Annotated in this window: 16 protein-coding genes; 8 read left to right on the top strand and 8 right to left on the bottom strand. The window is 72.1% G+C overall.

Annotated features, from left to right (window positions below):
* Positions 1-159: 159 nt before the first annotated feature.
* From ACFY7E_RS10880 to ACFY7E_RS10890, 3 genes are all read left to right on the top strand, one after another.
* Positions 160-1047 carry an NUDIX hydrolase gene (locus ACFY7E_RS10880; protein WP_383442612.1) on the top strand — a complete coding sequence of 296 codons (888 nt, stop codon included), beginning with the start codon at positions 160-162 and terminating at the stop codon, positions 1045-1047.
* Positions 1044-1874: an MBL fold metallo-hydrolase gene (locus ACFY7E_RS10885; RefSeq protein WP_383442615.1), complete on the top strand. Its 831-nt coding sequence runs from the start codon at positions 1044-1046 to the stop codon at positions 1872-1874. Before ACFY7E_RS10880 ends, ACFY7E_RS10885 begins: the two co-directional genes overlap by 4 nt.
* A 195-nt stretch (positions 1875-2069) precedes the next feature.
* On the top strand, positions 2070-2954 hold the full coding sequence (locus ACFY7E_RS10890) for an SPFH domain-containing protein (RefSeq protein ID WP_389483046.1): 885 nt from the start codon (positions 2070-2072) through the stop codon (positions 2952-2954).
* Positions 2955-3044: 90 nt separating this feature from the next.
* On the opposite strand, the gene ACFY7E_RS10895 is transcribed toward ACFY7E_RS10890, so the two are convergent.
* Complete coding sequence (locus ACFY7E_RS10895; RefSeq protein WP_015034542.1) at positions 3045-3719, bottom strand: Crp/Fnr family transcriptional regulator; 675 nt, start codon at positions 3717-3719, stop codon at positions 3045-3047.
* Positions 3720-3974: 255 nt separating this feature from the next.
* Between ACFY7E_RS10895 and nth the strand changes: the two genes are divergently transcribed.
* The 3 genes from nth (at position 3975) to ACFY7E_RS10910 (ending at position 6971) form a co-directional block, all read left to right on the top strand.
* A complete protein-coding gene (gene nth, locus ACFY7E_RS10900) occupies positions 3975-4892 on the top strand; it encodes an endonuclease III (RefSeq protein WP_389483048.1) in 918 nt (305 codons plus the stop codon).
* Between the two features lie 96 nt (positions 4893-4988).
* Positions 4989-5723, top strand: coding sequence for an NUDIX hydrolase (locus tag ACFY7E_RS10905; RefSeq protein ID WP_383442624.1), 735 nt, complete (start codon positions 4989-4991; stop codon positions 5721-5723).
* Between the two features lie 48 nt (positions 5724-5771).
* Positions 5772-6971: a MarP family serine protease gene (locus ACFY7E_RS10910; RefSeq protein WP_389483052.1), complete on the top strand. Its 1200-nt coding sequence runs from the start codon at positions 5772-5774 to the stop codon at positions 6969-6971.
* 72 nt (positions 6972-7043) lie between these two features.
* On the opposite strand, the gene ACFY7E_RS10915 is transcribed toward ACFY7E_RS10910, so the two are convergent.
* From ACFY7E_RS10915 to ACFY7E_RS10940, 6 genes are all read right to left on the bottom strand, one after another.
* Positions 7044-7235, bottom strand: a complete 192-nt coding sequence (locus tag ACFY7E_RS10915; protein ID WP_389483054.1) for a hypothetical protein — start codon at positions 7233-7235, stop codon at positions 7044-7046.
* Positions 7236-7357: 122 nt separating this feature from the next.
* Positions 7358-8296: an alpha/beta fold hydrolase gene (locus ACFY7E_RS10920; protein WP_389483057.1), complete on the bottom strand. Its 939-nt coding sequence runs from the start codon at positions 8294-8296 to the stop codon at positions 7358-7360.
* Entirely contained in the window at positions 8293-8799 is a 507-nt protein-coding gene (locus ACFY7E_RS10925) for a phage holin family protein (RefSeq protein ID WP_389483058.1), read from the bottom strand. The genes ACFY7E_RS10920 and ACFY7E_RS10925 overlap by 4 nt, the downstream gene beginning before the upstream one ends.
* Positions 8800-8835: 36 nt before the next feature.
* Positions 8836-10227, bottom strand: coding sequence for a Na+/H+ antiporter NhaA (nhaA, locus tag ACFY7E_RS10930; protein ID WP_389483061.1), 1392 nt, complete (start codon positions 10225-10227; stop codon positions 8836-8838).
* A gap of 259 nt (positions 10228-10486) precedes the next feature.
* Entirely contained in the window at positions 10487-12442 is a 1956-nt protein-coding gene (gene acs / locus ACFY7E_RS10935; protein WP_389483063.1) for an acetate--CoA ligase, read from the bottom strand.
* 268 nt (positions 12443-12710) lie between these two features.
* Complete coding sequence (locus ACFY7E_RS10940) at positions 12711-15176, bottom strand: SulP family inorganic anion transporter (protein ID WP_389483066.1); 2466 nt, start codon at positions 15174-15176, stop codon at positions 12711-12713.
* Between the two features lie 316 nt (positions 15177-15492).
* Here ACFY7E_RS10940 and ACFY7E_RS10945 point away from each other — a divergent pair, with 316 nt between their 5' ends.
* Positions 15493-16830 (top strand): hypothetical protein, encoded by a 1338-nt coding sequence (locus tag ACFY7E_RS10945; RefSeq protein WP_389483068.1) that lies wholly within the window; start codon positions 15493-15495, stop codon positions 16828-16830.
* A gap of 22 nt (positions 16831-16852) precedes the next feature.
* On the opposite strand, the gene ACFY7E_RS10950 is transcribed toward ACFY7E_RS10945, so the two are convergent.
* Positions 16853-17827, bottom strand: a complete 975-nt coding sequence (locus ACFY7E_RS10950; protein ID WP_389483071.1) for an ATP-binding protein — start codon at positions 17825-17827, stop codon at positions 16853-16855.
* A 102-nt stretch (positions 17828-17929) separates the two neighbouring features.
* Here ACFY7E_RS10950 and ACFY7E_RS10955 point away from each other — a divergent pair, with 102 nt between their 5' ends.
* Positions 17930-18748: an oxidoreductase gene (locus ACFY7E_RS10955; RefSeq protein ID WP_389483073.1), complete on the top strand. Its 819-nt coding sequence runs from the start codon at positions 17930-17932 to the stop codon at positions 18746-18748.
* The last annotated feature ends 275 nt before the right edge of the window (positions 18749-19023 follow it).

Genomic DNA, 19023 nt, shown 5'->3' on the forward strand with positions numbered 1-19023 from the left:
CAGTACGCGCGAAGGCCGGTCGTCCCCCTGGGGGCGGCCGGCCTTCGCGCGCGTGGCGCCGCTCCGCCTCTTCGGACCCGTTCCCCCCGGACCCGCGCCTTTCGGCCCCCGCGGCGGCTCGCCCTCGTGCATTCCCGTCCTTGCGCATAGCATCCGGCCATGTCGAATGGTCAGTCGAATCAGTCGAACGGTCAGTGGTACCCGCCGGAGTGGCCCGACCGCATCCGCGCCTTCGCCGCCGGTGAGCTGACCCCGGTGCCGCTCCGGCGCGCCGCCACCGTCCTGCTCCTGCGCGACGGGGCCGCCGGGCCTGACGTCCACATGCTGCGCCGCCGCACCTCGATGGCCTTCGCGGGCGGCGCGTACGCCTACCCCGGCGGCGGCGTCGACCCGCGCGACGAGCACCCGGTGCGCTGGGCGGGCCCGTCCCGGGAGACCTGGGCGGCCCGGCTCGGCCTCGACGACCCCGCGCAGGCCCAGGCCGTCGTCTGCGCCGCCGTGCGCGAGACGTACGAGGAGGCGGGCGTGCTGCTCGCCGGGGAGACCGAGGACGGGGTCGTCGGGGACACGACCGGCGAGGACTGGGAGCGGGACCGGCAGGCGCTCGTCGCCCGCGAGCTGTCCTTCGCGGACTTCCTCGACCGGCGCGGGCTCGTCCTGCGCTCCGACCTGCTCGGCGCCTGGGCCCGCTGGGTCACGCCCGAGTTCGAGCAGCGCCGGTACGACACCTGGTTCTTCGTGGCCGCGCTCCCGGCCGGGCAACGGACCCGGAACGCCTCCACCGAGGCCGACCACACGGTCTGGATCCGCCCGGGGGAGGCCGCCGCCGGCTACGACCGGGGCGAGCTCCTGATGATGCCGCCGACGATCTCCACCCTGCGCACCCTGGAGCCGTACGGGACGGCCGCCGAGGCCCTCGCGGCGGCGGAGGCGCAGGACCTGGCCCCGGTACTCGCCCAGGCGCGCCTGGAGGGCGAGGAGCTGGTCCTGAGCTGGCCGGGCCACGAGGAGTTCACCAAGATCATCCCGGCCGGAGGCGTGCGATGAGCGACGCCGCCGCCCTGCCCGGGCAGCCGCGCGGGCTCGTGGTCACCGGGCCCGCGACCGACCGGGCCGTGAACGTCCTGGCGCCCAACCCGTCCGCGATGACCCTCGACGGCACCAACACCTGGCTGCTCTCCGAGCCCGGCTCGGACCTGGCGGTCGTCGTCGACCCCGGCCCGCTCGACGAGGGCCACCTGCGGAACGTGATCGAGACCGCCGAGAAGCTCGGCAAGCGGATCGCGCTCACCCTCCTCACCCACGGCCACCCGGACCACGCGGAGGGCGCCGGGCGCTTCGCCGAGCTGACCCGGACGCCCGTGCGGGCCCTCGACCCGGCGCTCCGGCTCGGTGACGAGGGGCTCGGCGAGGGGGACGTGGTGACGGTCGGCGGCCTGGAGCTGCTGGTCGTCCCGACGCCCGGACACACCTCGGACTCGCTCTGCTTCCACCTCCCCGCCGACCGGGCGGTCCTCACCGGCGACACGATCCTGGGGCGCGGGACGACGATGGTCGCGCACCCGGACGGGCGCCTCGGGGACTACCTGGACTCGCTGCGGCGGCTGCGTTCGCTGGCCGTCGACGACGGGGTGCGCACGGTCCTGCCGGGCCACGGGCCGGTCCTGGAGGACGCGCAGGGGGCCGTGGAGTTCTACCTCGCGCACCGGGCGAGCCGGCTCGCCCAGGTCGAGACGGCGGCCGAGAACGGCTTCCGTACGGCACCGGAGGTCGTCGCCCACGTGTACGCGGACGTGGACCGCTCCCTGTGGCCGGCGGCCGAGCTGTCGGTGCGGGCCCAGCTGGAGTACCTGCGGGAGCGCGGGCTGATCTGAGGGGCCAAAGGGCAGGGGAGCGAGGGCCGGAGAGGGGAACGCCCGCGCGTGGAGGGTGTTCGGGCGACCGGCGGGCCCGTCGTGTCACGATCCTGAACCAGGACGCGCCCCGGCCCTCGGCCCCCGGCGACCGGTGTTTTACGCTCCCTTTACATCTGCTCGTGGCTCCGGCCATAGCTTTCGGGGGGAACGCCTGTGTTCGTCGTCGCCATCCTGTTGTTCATAGCCGCAGTGGTGCTCTACTTCGTCGCCCGCTCGCAGGACTCGAAGGGGCTGAGGCTCGGTGCCCTCGGCGCCGTGATCGCCGGCCTCTTCTCGCTGGTCGCGAGCATGACGTACGTGATCAGCGCGTACGAGGTCGGCGTCCCGGTCGCCTTCGGCAAGGTCGGCTCGCCCATGACCTCGGGCCTGCACCTGAAGTCGCCGTTCACCAGCGTCACCACCTTCTCCACCCGCCCCGTCGACCTCAACCTCTCCGACAAGGACGTGGTCGAGGTCCGCTCCTCGCAGGGCGGCGTCATGTACGCCGAGCTGACGGTGAAGTGGGCGGTCGTCCCGGCCAAGTCCGTCGAGCTCTACAGGCTCGCGGGCAGCGAGGACGCCATCCAGCAGCGGCTCGTCTTCCCGGACAGCCGTGAGATCGTCCGCAACGTCTTCGCCCGCTACACGAGCGAGCAGGGCTACGCCACCGACCGCGAGAAGATCAACGCGGAGATCGGCACCCTGGTCAAGGAGCGCCTGGCCCCGCGCGGCATCGACGTGACCACGGTCAACCTGCGCAACGTGAAGCCCTCGGAGGCCCTCCAGGACCAGATCGACCGCAAGATCCAGCAGCAGCAGGCCACCGAGCGGGCCACCGAGGCCGCCCGCACCGCCAAGGCCGAGGCCGACCGGCGCCGGATCGAGGCGGAGGGCATCGCCCGCGCCAACCGGATCCTCAACGACTCGCTGACGGACAAGGTCCTGATGAACCAGTGCATCGACGCCTTCAAGGAGGCGGCGGCGAAGAACCCGGTCTACACCGTGCCCTGCGCGAACGGCGCCTCGGCCCCGGTGATCGTGGACGGCTCGAAGCGCTGATCCCGCGCTCCTGACCGGCAGTACGCGGAAGGCCGCCCCCGTGGTCCGGGGGCGGCCTTTTCCGTACGTACGCGCGCGTGCTCGGGCCGTCTAGCGCGAGCGCTTCGCGAGGCGCTCCACGTCGAGGAGGATCACGGCGCGGGCCTCCAGGCGCAGCCAGCCGCGCTGGGCGAAGTCCGCGAGCGCCTTGTTGACGGTCTCGCGGGAGGCGCCGACGAGCTGGGCCAGCTCCTCCTGGGTGAGGTCGTGGACGACGTGGATGCCCTCCTCCGACTGCACGCCGAAGCGGCGCGACAGGTCGAGGAGCGCGCGGGCGACACGGCCCGGCACGTCGGAGAAGACCAGGTCGGACATCTGGTCGTTGGTCTTGCGCAGGCGGCGGGCGACCGCGCGCAGCAGTGCGGTGGCCACCTCGGGGCGCGCGTTCAGCCAGGGCTGGAGGTCGCCGTGGCCCAGGCCGAGCAGCTTGACCTCGGTCAGCGCGGTCGCGGTGGCGGTGCGCGGGCCCGGGTCGAAGAGGGACAGCTCGCCGATGAGCTCTCCGGGGCCGAGGACGGCCAGCATGTTCTCGCGGCCGTCGGGGGAGGTGCGGTGCAGCTTCACCTTGCCCTCGGTGACCACGTACAGGCGGTCGCCGGGGTCGCCCTCGTGGAAGAGCGCGTCGCCACGGGCCAGCGTCGCCTCACTCATCGAGGCGCGCAGCTCGGCAGCCTGCTCGTCATCGAGCGCCGCGAAGAGCGGGGCGCGCCGCAGAACGTCGTCCACGAGTTCTCTCCATACTGTCGACCTGCTCACGGGATCCGGATCCCATGATGCCGGACGTACAAAACAGTGCGATCAATCACAACAAGTTTGACGCACCGTGCCGCACTTCCGTACGTCAGGGGCCCGATCGGGGGCTGATCGGCCGTGCCCGGGGCAGATGTCGGTGGCGGCCCCTAGGCTGGCCGCGTGTCCAACTCGCCGGTGAAAGCACAGGCCAAGGGGGCTGGAAGAGTGTCGGCCGAAAGTAATTCCGCCGTGGGCGAACAGGGTGCGTCCAAACGGGTAAAAGAGGCAAATCGGAAGTCTGCGCCCGAGCCCGGACGCACGGCCGCACCCCGATCGAGCCGAACGGCCGGAACCGGATCGGCCCGGGCGGCCGAGTCCGGGTCGCGCCGCGCCGCCGAGCCCGAGTCGCGGCTCGCGATGGTCCGCCGGGCGCGCCGGATCAATCGCGAGCTGGCCGAGGTCTATCCGTACGCCCACCCGGAGCTCGACTTCCGCAACTCCTTCGAGCTGCTCGTCGCCACGGTCCTCTCGGCCCAGACCACCGACCTGAGGGTCAACCAGACCACCCCCGCCCTCTTCGCGAAGTACCCCACGCCCGAGGACCTCGCCGCCGCCGTGCCCGAGGAGGTCGAGGAGCTGATCCGGCCGACCGGCTTCTTCCGCGCCAAGACGAAGTCGATCATGGGCCTCTCCGCCGCTCTCAGGGACGACTTCGGCGGCGAGGTGCCCGGCCGTCTGGAGGACCTCGTCAAGCTCCCCGGCGTCGGCCGCAAGACCGCCTTCGTCGTCCTCGGGAACGCCTTCGGGGTCCCCGGCATCACCGTCGACACCCACTTCATGCGCCTCGCCCGGCGCTGGAAGTGGACCGAGTCCGACGACCCGGTGAAGATCGAGGCCGAGGTCGCCACGATCTTCCCGAAGAGCGAGTGGACCATGCTCTCGCACCGGGTGATCTTCCACGGCCGCCGCATCTGCCACGCCCGCAAGCCGGCGTGCGGTGCCTGCCCGATCACCCACCTCTGCCCGTCGTACGGGGAGGGCGAGACCGATCCCGAGAAGGCGGCGAAGCTCCTCAAGTACGAGAAGGGCGGCTTCCCCGGCCAGCGGCTCAATCCGCCGCCCGACTACCCGGGCCGCCCGGCGCCGCCCCTGGGTGCGAGCGGCTGAGCCCGGCGGTCACCACCCGTCCCTCCGGCCGGGAAGAGGCCCGGCCCGGGGAACGATCCCGTCCGTCCATCGCGTTGTGAACCAACGGGGGTGCCTATGACGCGCACTGAAGAAGAGACCCAGGGACACGAGCCCCACGGGTACGGGGCCCATGGGCCCGGCACCGGCGGCCTCGTCAGCCGCGACGGCCTGCCCGCCTGGCTCGGCCCCGTCGACCGGGCCGCCCGCACCGTCCGGCCCGAGCAGCTGAGCCGCTTCCTGCCGCCCGCGAGCGGGGACGGCCGCCAGTCGGCCGTCCTCGTCCTCTTCGGCGAGGGCGCGCGGGGCCCCGAACTGCTCCTCATGGAGCGCGCCGGCACCCTCCGTTCGCACGCCGGGCAGCCCTCCTTCCCCGGCGGCGCCCTCGACCCCGAGGACGGCGCCCCCGAGGACGGCGGGCTGCTGCGCGCCGCCCTGCGCGAGGCCCGGGAGGAGACCGGGCTCGACCCCGCCGGCGTCCAGCTCTTCGGCGTGCTGCCCCGGCTCTACATCCCGGTCAGCCGCTTCGTCGTCACCCCGGTCCTCGGCTGGTGGCGCGCCCCGAGCCCGGTCGACGCCGTCGACCCCGGGGAGACCGCCCGCGTCTTCACCGTCCCCGTGGCGGATCTCACGGACCCCCGCAACCGCGTGACCACCCTCCACCCCAGCGGCCACAAAGGCCCGGCGTTCCTGGTCGAATCCGCCCTGGTGTGGGGTTTCACCGCCGGCGTGATCGACCGGATCCTCCACTTCGCCGGCTGGGAGCTGCCCTGGGACAGGTCCAGACAGGTCCCGCTCGACTGGCGCTCATGACAGGCTGATCCCGGAGCGACCGGAAACGAATCTGCGAGGCTATCGACGGTGAACGTGCTGGACATCTTGCTGCTGCTCGCCGCCGTGTGGTTCGCGATCATCGGTTACCGCCAGGGGTTCGTCGTCGGCATCCTCTCCGTGATCGGCTTCCTCGGCGGCGGCCTCGTCGCCGTTCTGCTGCTCCCGGTCCTCTGGAACGAGCTGACCGACAACAGCGAGGTCTCGACCACGGCGACGGTCGTCTTCGTGATGATCGTCATCGTCTCCGCCTCCGTCGGCCAGGCCTTCACCACCCACCTCGGCAACAAGCTGCGCCGGCACATCACCTGGTCGCCCGCGCGCGCCCTCGACGCCACGGGCGGCGCCCTGGTCAACGTCGTCGCGATGCTGCTCGTGGCCTGGCTGATCGGCTCGCTCATCGCCAACACCCCGATGCCCACCCTGGGCAAGGAGGTGCGGAGTTCCAAGGTCCTGCTCGGCCTGGAGCGGGTGATGCCGCAACAGGCGTCCGGCTGGTTCGCCGACTTCCGCTCCACCCTGGCCCGCAGCGGCTTCCCGCCGGTCTTCAGCCCCTTCGTCAACGAGCCGATCACCCCGGTCACGCCCCCCGACCCGGCGCTCGCGAACAGCCCGGTCGCCGCCCGCGCCCAGCGCTCCATCGTGAAGGTCGTCGGCACCGCGCAGAGCTGCGGCAAGGTCCTGGAAGGCACCGGCTTCGTCTTCGCCGAGCGTCGCATCATGACCAACGCCCACGTCGTCGGGGGCGTCGACGAGCCGACCGTCCAGATAGGCGGCGAGGGCAAGCTCTACGACGCCAAGGTCGTCCTCTACGACTGGCAGCGCGACATCGCCGTCCTGGACGTGCCGGACCTCAAGGCCCCGCCGCTCGTCTTCACCGACGAGGACGCCCGCAGCGGAGACGGCGCGATCGTCGCCGGCTTCCCGGAGAACGGCTCGTACGACGTGCGCTCGGCGCGCGTCCGGGGCCGCATCGGCGCCGACGGCCCCGACATCTACAGCCGGGGACAGGTCAGCAGGGACGTGTACTCGCTGTACGCGACGGTCCGCCAGGGCAACTCCGGCGGCCCGCTCCTCACCGAGGACGGCGAGGTGTACGGCGTGATCTTCGCCCGCTCCCGCGACGACGCGAACACGGGGTACGCCCTGACGGTCGACGAGATCCACGGGGACATCGAGCGCGGCCGGACCGCCGCCCAGCAGGTCGACACCCAGGCCTGCGCCCTCTGACCCCCGCGTACTCCGCGTACTCCACGTGCTTTTCGCACTCCTCGTACGGACCGCTCCGGATGCTCCGGAGGGTCAGCCGCGGGTGTGCCTGAGCCGGGCCGAGACCCAGCGGGCCCGGCGGCGCAGGATGCGCGAGATCCCCACCCCCTGCACGGCGTGCGTACGGCCCGGCTCCGGAGGTCCGCCCCTTTCGAGGGGCCCCGGTCCGGCGGCCGAGCCGCGGTCGTGTGCCGTCGTGTCACCGTAGTCGTGCGTCCAGCCCATACCCCGACGTGTGCCCGTGGCCCAAGGTCGGTAACCTCCCCGGAGCCCGCCAATCGGAGTATGCGTGGGGCACATGGCCGTTCGAGGCAACTCCGTTCGCCGGACAGGGGTCCGACGGACCGTCAGCGGTCCGGCTCGGGGTCCTTCAGCCAGTTGACGAGTTCCGTGGTGAAGGCCACCGGGTCCTCCTCGTGGGGGAAGTGCCCGAGGCCGTCGAAGAGCCGCCAGCGGTACGGCGCCTCCACGTACTCGCCCGAACCGGCCGCGCTGCGGGTCCGCATCACCGGGTCCAGGGAGCCGTGCAGATGCAGCGTCGGCACCCGCACCGGCCGCTTCATGCGCCGGTTGAACTGGATGCCGTCCGGGCGGGCGAGCGACCGCACCATCCAGCGGTACGGCTCGATCGAGCAGTGCGCCGTCGACGGGACGAGCATCGCCCGCCGGTACGTCTCGAACGCCTCCTCGTCGGCGATCGGCTGCGGCCCCGACCAGTCCCGGATCAACTCCCCGACGAGCGCGGCGTCGTCCGCGACGAGCCGGCGCTCCGGCAGCCACGGTCGCTGGAAGCCCCAGACGTGCGAACCGGCCCGGGACTGGGAGAGGTCGGAGAGCATCGCCGAGCGCCAGCGGCGCGGGTGCGGCATGGAGGAGACCACGAGCCGGCGCACCAGCTTGGGCCGCATCACGGCCGCCGTCCAGGCGAGGTAGCCGCCCAGGTCGTGCCCGACGAGCGCCGCGTCCGGCTCGCCGAGCGAGCGGACGACGCCGGTGATGTCGAGGGCCAGGTTGGCGGGGTCGTAACCCCGGGGGGTGCGGTCGCTGCCGCCGACCCCGCGCAGGTCCATCGCGACGGCCCGGAACCCGGCCTCGGCGAGGGCGGGCAGCTGATGGCGCCATGTCCACCAGAACTGCGGGAAGCCGTGCAGGAGCAGCACCAGCGGCCCGTCGCCCATCTCGGCGATGTGGAAGCGGGCGCCGTTGGCCGCCACGTCCCGGTGGGTCCACGGCCCGTCGAGCCGTACGGGTCCACCGCCGGCGGTGCTGCTCTCGGGAAGGGTCATACGGACGAGCGTGCCACAACGGTGCCCTTGTCCAGGTCGACGGAGCCCTTGACCAGAGCCTTGGGCGCCCCGGGACGCGGGTGCGGCTTGACGTTCTGCACGATCGCGGCCGTCTGCTTGGCCGACGCGATGGACCTCTCCGGCGGCTTGACCTTCTTGAACTTGGAGTACGCGACGAGGCCGAGGAGCCCCGCGAGCAGCACGTTCGCGGCGAAGGAGAGCAGGAAGCACCAGACGAGGTTCCAGCCCCCGTTGCCGTTGTGCCCGCCGGTCCAGGTGTTGATGGCGTACGCGAGGGCGAAGCTCAGCATCGGCAGCGAGAACATCAGCACCACGGCGGCCGCGGTCCCCGCCGCTCCGCCCATCGCGCCGCGCTTGACGTCCTGCCTCAGCTCCGCCTTCGCCAGGGCGATCTCGTCGTGCACCAGTGCCGACATCTCGGCGGTCGCCGAGGCGACCAGTTGGCCGAGGCTCGGCTCGCCCTTGTCGTACAGGTCGCTCATCGCTGCTCCCTCTCCTCGTCTACGGTCCGACTCAGATCATGCCGGACGGTCGGCCTCCTCGCTCGATGCCCCCGCCAGTTGGGCGCGCTGTCGGTGTTCGGCGGCCTTCCGCTCGTGGATCGCGGCCATCCGGAGGTGGTACTCCGGAGTGTTCTCCTCGTAGATGTCCGGGATGCCGTCCTCGTCCTCGTCGCGCTCCTCGTCCGCGTAGAGCGCGCTGTACTTCCGCACCCGCAGCTTCAGCAGGACGGTGGCGAGGACGGCCGCGACGAGCGAGCCCGTCAGGACTGCGGCCTTCACCTGATCCGTGAGGGCGGGGTCGTCGGTGAAGGCGAGTTCGCCGATGAGGAGCGAGACGGTGAAGCCGATCCCGGCGAGGGTGGCGAGGGCGAAGACGTCCGGCCAGTTCAGCTCGGGGTTGAGTTCGGCCCGGGTGAAGCGGGCGGTGAGCCAGGTGCCGCCGAAGATGCCGACGGCCTTGCCGACGACGAGACCGAGGACGACGCCGAGGGTGACCGGCTGGGTGAAGACGTCCCCGAGGGACTTGCCGGAGACGCCGACGCCGGCGGAGAAGAGGGCGAACAGCGGCACCGCGACACCGGCCGAGAACGGGCGGACGAGGTGCTCGATGTGCTCGCCGGGGGAGTGCTCCTCGCCCTCCCGGGTGGTGCAGCGCAGCATCAGGCCCATGGCGACGCCGGCGATGGTGGCGTGGACGCCGCTGTTGTACATCAGGCCCCAGATCACCAGGGCGAGCGGCACGTACACGTACCAGCCGCGGACCCCCTTGCGGAGCAGCAGCCAGAAGACGGCGAGGCCGGCGAGGGCGCCGCCGAGCGCGGCGAAGTTCAGGTCCGTGGTGAAGAAGACCGCGATGATCAGGATGGCGAAGAGGTCGTCGACGACGGCGAGGGTGAGCAGGAAGGCGCGCAGCGCGGACGGCAGCGAGGTGCCGATCACGGCGAGGACGGCGAGCGCGAAGGCGATGTCGGTCGCGGTGGGGACGGCCCAGCCGCCGAGTGGGCCGTCGCCGAGGACGTTGACCAGGGTGTAGACGAGGGCGGGCGCGGCCATGCCGCAGAGCGCGGCGACGACGGGGAGCGCGGCGGCCCGGGGGTCGCGCAGCTCGCCCGCGACGAGTTCGCGCTTGAGCTCGACGCCGGCGACGAAGAAGAAGACCGCGAGGAGGCCGTCGGCGGCCCAGTGCTCGACGGAGAGGTCGAGGCCGAGGGCGGCGGGGCCGAAGTGGAAGTCGCGCAGGGACTCGTAGCTGTCGCTCAGCGGGGTGTTCGCCCAGATCAGGGCGGCGACGGCGGCGAGGAGGAGCAGGACGCCGCCGACGGTCTCGGTGCGCAGGGCGTCGGCGAGGTAGCGGCGCTCGGGTAGGGGGAGCAGGCCGAGGAACTTGCGGTCGGTGGGCGCGGACATGCGGGGGACCTCCGTCGGGCGGGCAGGGCGAAGCACATGCCGACCAGACTTCCCGGCGCACCTTGGTCCTTCTGTCGCGTCTCCGACGCGACCCTCACCCTACCCAAGGCGACGGTGGGGCGTCCGGCGAGAAGCAGCCTAGGGAGTTTCTCCCGTTTCGTCCCCTCGGGGAGGGGCGTGCGGGTACGCGGGAACGCCCGCTCCGGGCGGTGCTTCCCGGGGCGGGCGTTCCGTCGTACGGTCCTCGCTCGGTCCGCGCTCAGTCCTCGCTGGAGGTGGTCGGCAGCTGGGTCTGGATGAGCGACATGACCGAGGAGTCGGTCAGCGTGGTGACGTCGCCCAGCTCCCGGTTCTCCGCCACGTCGCGCAGCAGACGGCGCATGATCTTGCCCGAGCGGGTCTTCGGCAGCTCCGCCACCGGCAGGACCCGCTTCGGCTTGGCGATCGGGCCGAGGGTCGCGCCGACGTGGTTGCGCAGCTCGGACACCAGGTTCTCGTCCTGGCTTGCGGTGCCGCGCAGGATCACGAAGGCGACGATCGCCTGGCCGGTCGTCTCGTCGGCGGCGCCGACGACGGCCGCCTCGGCGACGGCCGGGTGGGAGACGAGGGCCGACTCGACCTCGGTCGTCGAGATGTTGTGGCCCGAGACGAGCATGACGTCGTCGACCCGGCCGAGCAGCCAGATGTCGCCGTCCTCGTCCTTCTTGGCGCCGTCGCCCGCGAAGTACTTGCCCTCGAAGCGGGACCAGTACGTGTCGATGTAGCGCTGGTCGTCGCCCCAGATGGTTCGGAGCATCGACGGCCACGGCTCGGTGAGGACCAGGTAGCCGCCCCCGCCGTTCGGCACCTCGCCCGCCTCGTCGTCCACGACGGTGGCGGAGATGCCCGGCAGCGGGCGCTGGGCGGAGCCCGGCTTGGTCTCGGTGACGCCCGGCAGCGGCGAGATCATCATCGCGCCGGTCTCGGTCTGCCACCAGGTGTCCACGATCGGGGTCTTGCCGGCGCCGATGTGCTCGCGGTACCAGACCCAGGCCTCGGGATTGATCGGCTCGCCGACCGAGCCGAGGACGCGCAGGCTCGACAGGTCGAACTTCGCGGGGATGTCGTCGCCCCACTTCATGAACGTGCGGATCGCGGTCGGCGCCGTGTAGAGGATCGTGACGCCGTACTTCTGCACGATCTCCCAGAACCGGCCCTGGTGCGGGGTGTCCGGGGTGCCCTCGTACATGACCTGCGTCGCGCCGTTGGCCAGCGGGCCGTAGACGATGTACGAGTGTCCGGTGACCCAGCCGATGTCGGCGGTGCACCAGTAGACGTCGCTCTCCGGCTTGAGGTCGAAGACGGCGTGGTGGGTGTAGGCGGCCTGGGTGAGGTAGCCGCCGGAGGTGTGCAGGATGCCCTTCGGCTTCCCCGTGGTGCCCGAGGTGTAGAGGATGAAGAGCGGGTGCTCCGCCTCGAAGGCCTCCGGGGTGTGCTCGGCGGACTGGCGGGCGACGATGTCGTCCCACCACACGTCGCGGCCCTCGGTGAAGGCGGTGTCCTGGCCCGTGCGGCGGACCACGAGGACGTGCTCGACCTGCGGACACTTGGCGACGGCCTCGTCGATGGCCGGTTTGAGGGCGCTCGGCTTGCCGCGGCGGTAGCCGCCGTCGGCGGTCACGACCAGCTTGGCGTCGGCGTCCTGGATGCGGGAGGCCACGGCGTCGGCGGAGAAGCCGCCGAAGACCACCGAGTGGGCGGCGCCGACGCGGGCGCAGGCCAGCATCGTGACGGCCGCCTCGGGGATCATCGGCAGGTAGACGGCGACCCGGTCGCCCTTGCGGACGCCCAGCTCGGTCAGGGCGTTGGCGGCCCTGGAGACCTCGTCCTTGAGCTCGGCGTAGGTGATCGCGCGGCTGTCGCCCGGCTCGCCCTCGAAGTGGATGGCGACCCGGTCGCCGTGACCGGCCTCGACGTGCCGGTCGACGCAGTTGTACGCCACGTTCAGCTCGCCGTCCGCGAACCACCTGGCGAACGGCGGGTTCGACCAGTCCAGGGTCTCGGTCGGCTCGGTGGCCCAGGTCAGCCGCTTGGCCTGCTCGGCCCAGAAGCCCAGACGGTCCGCCTTGGCCTGCTCGTACGCCTCCGCCGTCACATTGGCGTCCGCCGCCAGCTCCGCGGGCGGCGCGAAGCGGCGCTCCTCGCGAAGCAGATTGGCCAGGCTTTCGTTGCTCACGACATCTCCCTTTCCCAGGGCGTCCTCTGTGCGTATGTGTCCCGCGTCATAGCTCACCAGTCAGAGGCCCGGGTGACAAGGGTCTCCAGGTAATTGGTTTAGACCTGTGGGCGGCCTGGCGTGGGTGGCCCCTTCTTCCCGAGCGGTGGGAGAAGGGGCCACACAGTCTCACGGACGGACGGCACCGATGGTTCAGGGAGCGCGCGCCCCGGGGCCGTACGCCCGGGGCGCGAGCCCCGGAGGCGCAGGCTCGCGGGGAGGCGCCTGCTCAGGAGGCGCGCGCCGCCTCCAGCCGGGCCGCCGGACGGGTCGCCGGTTCGGCTCCCTGGTCCTCCTCCGGTTCGGCCCCCCGCTCCTTCTCCGTTTCGGTCTCCGGTGCGGCCGGCAGGGCGGTCGGCATGACGCGGGTGAAGACGTCGTCGTAGGCGTCGTGGCCGTGCGGCTCGTCCGTGCCGCTGAGCAGGTACGCCTGTGCCTCGCCCACGTGGAAGTACATCCCGTGCAGAGTGAGGCTGCCGTCGGCGAGCCGACGGGCCACCGACTCGTACGCCCGCAGGTGCTCCAGCTGCTGGACGACGTTGGTCAGGCAGAGCTGCTCGACCGCGTCGGCCGGCAGGCGTCCCGCGATCCTGGCCCAGGCGTGGCGTCTGCTCGCCATCCGCTCCAGACTGGGTCGGCCGTGCCGGAGCCAGCGGCGGAGCGGGGACGACGGATCGTCCGGGCCGGCGTTCATGAGGGCCTGCATCGCGCCGCAGCCGGAGTGGCCGCAGACGGTGATCGACTCGACCCGCAGCACCTCCACCGCGTACTCGATCGCCGCCGCCACCGAGTCGTCTCCGCTCTCCTCGCCGGGGAGCGGGACGAGATTGCCGACATTGCGCACGGTGAAGAGGTCGCCGGGGCCGCTCGCCGTGATCATGCTGGTGACCAGGCGGGAGTCGGCGCAGGTCAGGAAGAGCTGCGAGGGACGCTGGCCCTCCCGGGCGAGCCGGGCCAGCTCGTCCCGTACGAGCGGGGCGGTGTTCCGCTGGAACTTGCCGATCCCGCTCGCCAGCTTCAGCCCCGGCGCGGGCCGCTCCTCGTCCGCCCCGTCGGGCCCCGGCCCCTTCCGTTCGGCCGGCGGCTCCCCGCACTGGTGGTTGTGCCAGGGGGTCCAGGGGCGGCAGCAGGAGTGCGGGGCCGCGCCGGGGGAGGGCTCGGCGATCCGGGCGCCGGTGGGGCCGGTCGTCTCCACCTTGCCGCCGTGGGCGAGGTGCCCGGCCGTCCAGTCGCTCAGCGCCTCGTACGCGGCGTGGTCCATGAAGGACCCGTCCAGCTCGACCACCACGTCGGAACCGGCGGGCAGTTGGTGCAGGGCCCGGCTCAGCCGGGGCACGGCGAGGAAGGTCAGCTGGCCCCGGACGTGCAGCAGATGGCGCCCGTCCCGCTCCTCGCGGGTGATCCGGGTGCGGGTGAGCCGGTGCAGAGCGACCGCGACGGCCACGCCGATGCCGAGGGCCACGCCCTCCAGGATGCCGATGAGGACGACTCCGGTCAGCGTCACCGCGTAGACGACGACTTCACGGTGACGGGTGACGGTGCGGATGTGGGTGATGCTGACCATCTGGATGCCGACCACCATCACGAGGGCGGCGAGCGCGGGCAGCGGGATCAGGTCGAGCACGGGCACGAGCAGCAGGGCCGCGAGCACGATCCACAAACCGTGCAGCATGGTGGAGGCGCGACTCACCGCGCCCGCCGAGACGTTGGCGACGCTGCGGACCGCGACTCCGGCGACCGGAAGGCCGCCGAGCGCGCCGGAGACCACGTTCGCCACGCCCTGGCCGGCGAGTTCGCGGTCGAGGGCCGTGCGCGGGATGCCCAGGCCGTGGTCCGGGCGGGCGGCGACGAGCTTGTCGACCGCGACGGCGGAGAGCAGCGACTGCACGCTGGTGACGAGGGTGATCGTGAGCACGCCGGCGGCGATGCCGAGGACCGGCCCCTCGGGCATTCCCGGCAGGGCGTGGCTGCTCCAGGACGGCAGGTCGACGCGGGGCACGGCGAGTCCGGCGAGCACCGCCACCGCCGTCGCGCCCGCCACCGCCACGAGCGCGGCCGGGGCCTTGCGCAGGAGTCTTCCGGCACGGCCCGGCAGGCGCGGCCAGCAGAGCAGCGCGGCCACGGTGAGCGCGCTGATGGCGAACGCGGCCGGCTGGACGTGCGCCAACTGGGCGGGCAGACCCAGGGCGTTGTCCACGGCGGAGCTCTGGGGGGTGCCGCCGAGCACGATGTGCAGCTGGGCGAGGGCGATGGTGACGCCGATGCCGCCCAGCATGCCGTGCACGATCGCGGGCGAGACGGCGAGCGCGGAGCGGGCCACGCGCAGGGCGGACAGGCCGAGTTGGGCGAGTCCGGCGAGGACGGTGATGGCGCAGGTGGTGCGCCAGCCGTAGAGCCGGATGAGCTCGGCGGTCACGACGGTGAGACCGGCGGCGGGGCCGCTCACCTGGAGCGGGGAGCCGCCGAAGCGGCCGGCGACGAGGCCGCCGACGGCGGCGGCCACCAGGCCGGCCTGGAGCGGGGCTCCGGTGGCGAGCGCGATGCCGAGCGAGAGGGGCAGCGCGATCAGGAAGACGGCGATCGACGCGGACACGTCGACGGCGGCGACGCGGAAGCGGCGCGGTCCCTCCGGGGGACTGTGCGGCCGCTGGACGCGGGGTCGGGTGGTCGTGCGGTCAGGGGTGCAGAGGGTCATGTTCCCGTCTCCTCCGGGGCGGCGCGGTCGCGGCTCGTGCGGGTCGAACGTGGGGCTCGCGGCCGTGGGCACGGCATACAGCGGCGGGATGTGCGCTAGGGGTCTCTCGACACGAGACCCTTCGAAGAAATCATCAACGCTCGGTAAATAGATCGTAATGGAGAGTAAAGACTCTGGCAGTACTTTCCGGGCAAATGGGGCAGTGGTTCACCTGTTCTGGTGATTAGTGCGTATTACTCCGCTTGTCGTTTCATCTCCCCGGCGGTCTCGGTGCGACGTTGACGCCGCTCGCACGGAACCGAGGAGAGGTGGGCGGATGACTGCCGCCGGGAGAAGGACCACTGCCCAGAAGAGGGTGCTCGCCGCCGGCGCCCTCGCCGTCGCCCTGATCACCGGCGTCGCCGGCTGCTCGGGCTCCGACGGAGACGCCACGAAGGGCACGCCGGGCGGCGGCCCGGGTGCCAAGAAGGGCCCGGCCGCGGCCCCGCAGACGGTGCCCCGGCTGATCGGCGACGGCTCGACCGCCTTCACCGGCGCCCAGCCGAAGCAGCCGGCCTGGCAGCGCCTCAAGCCGGGGGAGACCCCGCCGCAGTTCGTGGTCTTCTCGTGGGACGGCGCGGGCGAGGACAGCCAGAAGCTGTTCTCCCACTTCCGCCAGGTGGGCAAGAAGTACAACGCCACCATGACGTACTTCCTCAGCGGGGTGTACCTGCTGCCCGAGGAGAAGCGGAGCCTCTACGACCCGCCGCAGCACAGCACGGGCCGCTCCGACATCGGCTTCAACGACACCGAGGGCATCCGCGCCACCGTCCGCGAACTCCGCGGGGCCTGGCAGGACGGCAACGAGATCGGCACCCACTTCAACGGGCACTTCTGCGGCCCCGACGGCGGTGTCGGCACCTGGTCCGTCGAGGAGTGGAAGAGCGAGATCAACCAGGCCAAGTCCTTCGTCAAGACCTGGAAGACGAACGCCGGCCTGCGTGCCGAGCAGCCGCTGCCCTTCGACTACGACAAGGAGCTCGTCGGCGCCCGCACCCCCTGCCTGGAGGGCCGGAAGAACTTCGTCCAGGCGGCGGCGCAGATGGGCTTCCGCTACGACACCAGCGGCGTCAACGACCAGATCTGGCCCAAGAAGGACCTGGGCCTCTGGGACCTGTCGCTGCAGCTCGTGCCCATGCCCGGCCGCGCCTTCCAGACGCTGTCCATGGACTACAACTTCCTGGTCAACCAGTCTCCCGGCACCACCCAGGGCGACCCCGCCCAGCACCGGTACTGGGGCAACCAGATGCGGGACGGTCTGGTGCAGGCCTTCGAGCGCTCCTACCGGGGCAACCGCGCCCCGCTGATCATCGGCAACCACTTCGAATCCTGGAACGGCGGCACGTACATGAAGGCCGTCGAGGAGACCATCGCCACCGTCTGCGTGCAGAAGGACGTCAAGTGCGTCTCCTTCCGCCAGCTCGCCGACTGGCTCGACGCCCAGGACCCCGACGTCGTCGCCAAGATGCGCACCCTGAAGGTCGGCGAGGCCCCGGCGGCCGGCTGGAAGGCCTTCCTCTCCTCCTCACCGGCCGCCCCGGCTTCCCCGGCCGCTCCGGCCTCCGCCGCCGCCCGCCCGGCGAAGGCGGGCGCCGCCGCCCCCGCGGCGGGCTGACCCGGCCCGGCGCGAACCGCCGCTACACCGCCAGCGGCTCGCCGAGGACGAAACCGGGGTCGACCTGCGCCGCCAGGTCGGCCCCGGTCTTGGCGTTGCCCCAGCTCTCCGCGTTCCGCAGGTGGAAGTGGACCATCTGGCGCGTGTACCGCTCCCAGTCGCGGTGGGCGTACGAGTCGTCCGCCGCGTCCTGGAGGGCCTGGAGCGCCATGCGGTTCTCCGCCTCCAGGAGCTCGAAGCGGGACGGCCGGCCCTTCTCCATCGCGCGGACCCAGTCCGAGTGCCCCACCGTCACGAGCAGGTCCTCCCCGACCTCCTCGCGCAGGAAGTCGAGGTCGTCCGGGCCCTGCACCTTGTTGCCGACGACCTTGAGCGCGACGCCGAAGTCCCGCGCGTACTCCTTGTACTGGCGGTAGACCGAGACGCCCTTGCGGGTCGGCTCCGCCACCAGGAAGGTCATGTCGAAGCGGGTGAAGAGACCGGAGGCGAAGGAGTCCGAACCCGCCGTCATGTCGACGACCACGTACTCGTCGGGGCCGTCGAGCAGGTGGTTGAGGCAGAGCTCCACCGCCCCGACCTTCGAGTGGTAGCAGGCGACCCCGAGGTCCGACTCCGTGAAGGGACCGGTCGCCATCAGCCGGACCTCTCCGTCGTCGAGCCGGACCGGACGCGCGCACGCCTCGTACACCGGGTTGTCCTCGCGGACCCGCAGCAGTCGGGAGCCCTCCCCGGGCGGCGTCGTCTTGATCATCGTGTCGGCGGAGACGATCCGCGGGTTGGTACCCCGCAGGTACTCCTTGATGAGCGGCAGGTGCGCGCCCATCGCGGGCAGCTCGGCGGCCTCCGTCTCGGACAGGCCGAGCGCGGCGCCCAGGTGCTGGTTGATGTCCGCGTCGACGGCGACGACCGGAGCTTCGTTGGCGGTGAGGTGGCGGATGAAGAGCGAGGACAGCGTGGTCTTGCCGCTGCCGCCCTTCCCGACGAAAGCGATCTTCATGTTCACCTAGGGTAGCTGCATGATAGCCATGCGTGGTCGGGTTGCGTGAAGAAGACCACTCCATCGTGGGGCGGGGCCGCCGGGCGCGTAGCCTCCCTACCTATGAGTACGCACGCCTCTGACCCCTTGGCCGCGCTCGGCTCCCTGCCGGGCGTCGCCGACGCGGTGGACTCCGTACGCAAGGCCGTCGACCGGGTCTACGGCCACCGTGTGATGCGCCGCCGAAGCAACGAGATCTCCTCCGAAGCGGCCCTGCGCGGGGCGCGTGGCTCGGCCGCCCTGTCCGGCGCCGACTGGGCCCTGGAGGAGGTCCGCCGGCGCACCGACTTCAGTGCCGACCCCGAGGCCCGCACGGTCGGCGCCGCCCTGCGTCTGGGCGCCGAGGCGGGTCAGCTCCTCTCCATCTGGCGCCAGTCGCCGCTGCGCGTGCTCGCCCGCCTCCACCTGGTCGCCGCGGGAGACCCGGACGACTCGGTGGGACGGCCCCGGCTGGACGGCGAGAAGGTCGACGAGCCGCTGATCGAGGGCCCGGTGCCGACGCCCGCCGAGGTCGCCGGACGACTCGACGGCCTGGCGGAGCTGATCGTCGCGGGCAGCGCGGCCCCGGCGCTCGTGACGGCTTCCGTGGTGCACGGCGAACTGCTCGCGCTGCGCCCCTTCACCTCGCACAACGGCCTGGTGGCGCGGGCGGCCGAGCGGATCGCGCTCGTCGGCAGCGGCCTCGACCCCAAGGCGGTCTGCCCGGCCGAGGTGGGCCACGCGGAGCAGGGCCGGGCCGCGTACCTCGCCGCGTTCGAGGGATACCTGTCGGGGTCGCCGGAGGGCGTGGGTGCCTGGATCGCGCACTGCGGGCGCTCGGTGGAGCTGGGGGTCAGGGAGTCGACGGCCGTCTGCGAGGCGCTTCAGCGGGGCGCGGCCTGAGGCACTCCGGTTCCGGGACGGGAGCACTTCGGTACCGGGTTCTGGAAAGGGTTGCGGCGGTACCCGTTCGGGTACCGCCGCTGGCACGTCCACCCAGTTACCAAGCGTCCTCGATATGTGCCCATCAGGCCGGGAACTTTGCCCGTGGCCTGGTGCGGCTGGCCCGTAATCGACGGGTCGACGTCGCGTGGGTACCTGGTTTTCGTGCTAGGTCCGTGGGGCCTTCATGCTCAACAGGTGATCCTCTCGGATGTCCCAGGTCTCGCGGGCCTGAT

The sequence above is a fragment of the Streptomyces sp. NPDC012825 genome, from assembly GCF_042900925.1.
GTDB lineage: Bacteria > Actinomycetota > Actinomycetes > Streptomycetales > Streptomycetaceae > Streptomyces.

What these genes read in the sequence shown, in the direction of transcription:
- ACFY7E_RS10880 (WP_383442612.1), top strand. Translation starts at nt 160, where the DNA reads ATGTCGAATGGTCAGTCGAATCAGTCGAACGGTCAGTGGTACCCGCCG.
- ACFY7E_RS10885 (WP_383442615.1), top strand. Translation starts at nt 1,044, where the DNA reads ATGAGCGACGCCGCCGCCCTGCCCGGGCAGCCGCGCGGGCTCGTGGTC.
- ACFY7E_RS10905 (WP_383442624.1), top strand. Translation starts at nt 4,989, where the DNA reads ATGACGCGCACTGAAGAAGAGACCCAGGGACACGAGCCCCACGGGTAC.
- ACFY7E_RS10915 (WP_389483054.1), bottom strand. Translation starts at nt 7,235, where the DNA reads ATGGGCTGGACGCACGACTACGGTGACACGACGGCACACGACCGCGGC.
- ACFY7E_RS10920 (WP_389483057.1), bottom strand. Translation starts at nt 8,296, where the DNA reads ATGACCCTTCCCGAGAGCAGCACCGCCGGCGGTGGACCCGTACGGCTC.
- ACFY7E_RS10925 (WP_389483058.1), bottom strand. Translation starts at nt 8,799, where the DNA reads ATGAGCGACCTGTACGACAAGGGCGAGCCGAGCCTCGGCCAACTGGTC.
- nhaA (WP_389483061.1), bottom strand. Translation starts at nt 10,227, where the DNA reads ATGTCCGCGCCCACCGACCGCAAGTTCCTCGGCCTGCTCCCCCTACCC.
- ACFY7E_RS10940 (WP_389483066.1), bottom strand. Translation starts at nt 15,176, where the DNA reads ATGACCCTCTGCACCCCTGACCGCACGACCACCCGACCCCGCGTCCAG.
- ACFY7E_RS10945 (WP_389483068.1), top strand. Translation starts at nt 15,493, where the DNA reads ATGACTGCCGCCGGGAGAAGGACCACTGCCCAGAAGAGGGTGCTCGCC.
- ACFY7E_RS10950 (WP_389483071.1), bottom strand. Translation starts at nt 17,827, where the DNA reads ATGAAGATCGCTTTCGTCGGGAAGGGCGGCAGCGGCAAGACCACGCTG.
- ACFY7E_RS10955 (WP_389483073.1), top strand. Translation starts at nt 17,930, where the DNA reads ATGAGTACGCACGCCTCTGACCCCTTGGCCGCGCTCGGCTCCCTGCCG.